This window comes from Klenkia terrae, from assembly GCF_037083865.1.
Lineage (GTDB): Bacteria > Actinomycetota > Actinomycetes > Mycobacteriales > Geodermatophilaceae > Klenkia > Klenkia terrae.
In genome coordinates this window covers 1-3,504 of record NZ_JBAPLV010000059.1, presented here as the reverse complement: position 1 = coordinate 3,504, position 3,504 = coordinate 1, and the positions used below count along the sequence as shown (strand labels likewise).

General features: G+C 57.2%; 2 rRNA genes. Both read left to right on the top strand.

The annotated features are described in order from the left end of the window. The first annotated feature begins 95 nt into the window (after window positions 1-95). Window positions 96-3,234, top strand: a 23S ribosomal RNA gene (locus UXQ13_RS23460). Window positions 3,235-3,381: 147 nt separating this feature from the next. Beyond that, window positions 3,382-3,498: ribosomal RNA gene (gene rrf / locus UXQ13_RS23455) — 5S ribosomal RNA — on the top strand. The last annotated feature ends 6 nt before the right edge of the window (window positions 3,499-3,504 follow it).

The following is a 3,504-nucleotide window of genomic DNA, read 5'->3' as shown; positions in this document are numbered from 1 at the left end:
GCGGGTGTTGGTGGTGGGTGTGGGGTGGGTGGTCGTTCGTTCTTTGAGAACTGCACAGTGGACGCGAGCATCTTGTAGTGATTGTTTGTTTGTGTGTTCAAGTTGTTAAGGGCGCACGGTGGATGCCTTGGCACCAGGAGCCGATGAAGGACGTAGGAGGCTGCGATAAGCCTCGGGGAGCTGTCAACCGAGCGTTGATCCGAGGATTTCCGAATGGGGGAACCCCGCACCAGTCATGTGGTGTGACCCGCGCCTGAATATATAGGGCGTGTGGAGGGAACGTGGGGAAGTGAAACATCTCAGTACCCACAGGAAGAGAAAACAACCGTGATTCCGTGAGTAGTGGCGAGCGAAAGCGGATGAGGCTAAACCATGTGCATGTGATAGCCGGCAGGCGTTGTGCATGTGGGGTCGTGGGACGCATCTTGATCCTTCTGCCGAAGGTTCGGGGAGTCAGAAAAGTGTTGTGTTAGTGGAAGGCCTCTGGAAGGGGTCGCCATAGAGGGTGAGAGCCCCGTACACGAAAACGCGCACTCTCCTTTGATGTGTTCCCAAGTAGCACCGAGCTCGTGAAATTCGGTGTGAATCTGGCGGGACCACCCGCTAAGCCTAAATACTCCCTGGTGACCGATAGCGGACAAGTACCGTGAGGGAAAGGTGAAAAGTACCCCGGGAGGGGAGTGAAATAGTACCTGAAACCGTGTGCCTACAAGCCGTGAGAGCCTTATGCGCATTCGTGCGTGGGGGTGATTGCGTGCCTTTTGAAGAATGAGCCTGCGAGTTAGCGGTACGTGGCGAGGTTAACCCGTGTGGGGTAGCCGTAGCGAAAGCGAGTCCGAATAGGGCGTTTCTAGTCGCGTGCTCTAGACCCGAAGCCGAGTGATCTACCCATGGCCAGGTTGAAGCGCGGGTAAGACCGCGTGGAGGACCGAACCCACTTCGGTTGAAAACGGAGGGGATGAGCTGTGGGTAGGGGTGAAAGGCCAATCAAACTCGGTGATAGCTGGTTCTCCCCGAAATGCATTTAGGTGCAGCGTCACGTGTTTCTTGCCGGAGGTAGAGCACTGGATGGTCTAGGGGCCCCACAAGGTTACTGAAATCAACCAAACTCCGAATGCCGGTAAGTGAGAGCGTGGCAGTGAGACTGCGGGCGATAAGGTTCGTAGTCGAGAGGGAAACAGCCCAGATCATCAGCTAAGGCCCCTAAGCGTGTGCTAAGTGGAAAAGGATGTGGAGTCGCAGTGACAACCAGGAGGTTGGCTTAGAAGCAGCCACCCTTGAAAGAGTGCGTAATAGCTCACTGGTCAAGTGATTCCGCGCCGACAATGTAGCGGGGCTCAAGCACACCGCCGAAGCTATGGCATTCACGCAATAGCCTGCTCCTCGATCAAGGTCGTTGAGCCAGGTGTGTGGATGGGTAGGGGAGCGTCGTGTGGCGATGGAAGCGGCGGAGTGATCCAGCCGTGGACGCCACACGAGTGAGAATGCAGGCATGAGTAGCGAAAGGGGAGTGAGAAACTCCCCCGCCGGATGACCAAGGGTTCCTGGGCCAGGCTAATCCGCCCAGGGTGAGTCGGGACCTAAGGCGAGGCCGACAGGCGTAGTCGATGGACAACGGGTTGATATTCCCGTACCCGCGAAAGAGCGTCCATGCTGAACCCAGCGATGCTAACCATCTGAAGCTCCGTGACTGCTGCCCTTCGGGGTGGTGGCGTGTGGGTGGAACGTGGGACCCGGACTGGTAGTAGGCAAGCGATGGGGTGACGCAGGAAGGTAGTCCTACCGGTGAGTGGTAGTACCGGTGCAAGGGTGTGGCCCGTGGAATAGGCAAATCCGTTCCGCAATAGGGTGAGGCCTGACGCATAGCCGAATGAGGCGAATGGGATGATCCTATGCTGCCGAGAAAAGCCTCTAGCGAGCTCTGAGCGGCCCGTACCCCAAACCAACTCAGGTGGTCAGGTAGAGAATACCAAGGCGATCGAGCGAACTGTGGTTAAGGAACTCGGCAAAATGCCCCCGTAACTTCGGGAGAAGGGGGGCCATTCACTGTCATCACCCTTGCGGTGGGCAGCGGTGGGTGGCCGCAGAGACCAGTGAGAAGCGACTGTTTACTAAAAACACAGGTCCGTGCGAAGTCGAAAGACGATGTATACGGACTGACGCCTGCCCGGTGCTGGAACGTTAAGGGGACGGGTTAGCTCTTTTAGGGCGAAGCTCAGAACTCAAGCGCCAGTAAACGGCGGTGGTAACTATAACCATCCTAAGGTAGCGAAATTCCTTGTCGGGTAAGTTCCGACCTGCACGAATGGCGTAACGACTTCTCAGCTGTCTCAACCACAGGCTCGGCGAAATTGCACTACGAGTAAAGATGCTCGTTACGCGCGGCAGGACGGAAAGACCCCGGGACCTTCACTATAGCTTGATATTGGTGTTCGGTTCGGTTTGTGTAGGATAGGTGGGAGACTGTGAAGCGGGCACGCCAGTGTTCGTGGAGTCGTCGTTGAAATACCACTCTGGTCGAATTGGATGTCTAACCTCGGTCCGTGATCCGGATCAGGGACAGTGTCAGGTGGGTAGTTTAACTGGGGCGGTTGCCTCCCAAAATGTAACGGAGGCGCCCAAAGGTTCCCTCAGCCTGGTTGGCAATCAGGTGTCGAGTGCAAGTGCACAAGGGAGCTTGACTGTGAGACCGACGGGTCGAGCAGGAGCGAAAGCTGGGACTAGTGACCCGGCACCGGCATGTGGAAGCGGTGTCGCTCAACGGATAAAAGGTACCCCGGGGATAACAGGCTGATCTTCCCCAAGAGTCCATATCGACGGGATGGTTTGGCACCTCGATGTCGGCTCGTCGCATCCTGGGGCTGGAGTAGGTCCCAAGGGTTGGGCTGTTCGCCCATTAAAGCGGTACGCGAGCTGGGTTTAGAACGTCGTGAGACAGTTCGGTCCCTATCCGCCGTGCGCGTAAGAGACTTGAGAAGAGCTGTCCCTAGTACGAGAGGACCGGGACGGACGAACCTCTGGTGTGCCAGTTGTTCCGCCAGGAGCACTGCTGGTTGGCTACGTTCGGCAGGGATAACCGCTGAAAGCATCTAAGCGGGAAGCTCGCTTCAAGATGAGGTCTCTCACCCCTTGTGGGTTAAGGCCCCCGCCCAGACCAGCGGGTTGATAGGCCGGAGGTGGAAGCACAGCAATGTGTGGAGCTGACCGGTACTAATAGGCCGAGGACTTGACTCACCTCAAACATTCACGCAATCAGCAAGATCTTGTCTCGCGTCCACTGTGCGGTTCTGAAAGAACGGACACACCTCGTGTGTGCTCCACAGACCGCCCCACCAGCATCCCTTTGACCGGGTGCGACAGGGGTGGAAACTTTCACAGCGTTACGGCGGTCATGGCGAGAGGGAAACGCCCGGTCTCATTCCGAACCCGGAAGCTAAGCCTCTCAGCGCCGATGGTACTGCCCGGGGGACTGGGTGGGAGAGTAGGACGCCGCCGGACACCATT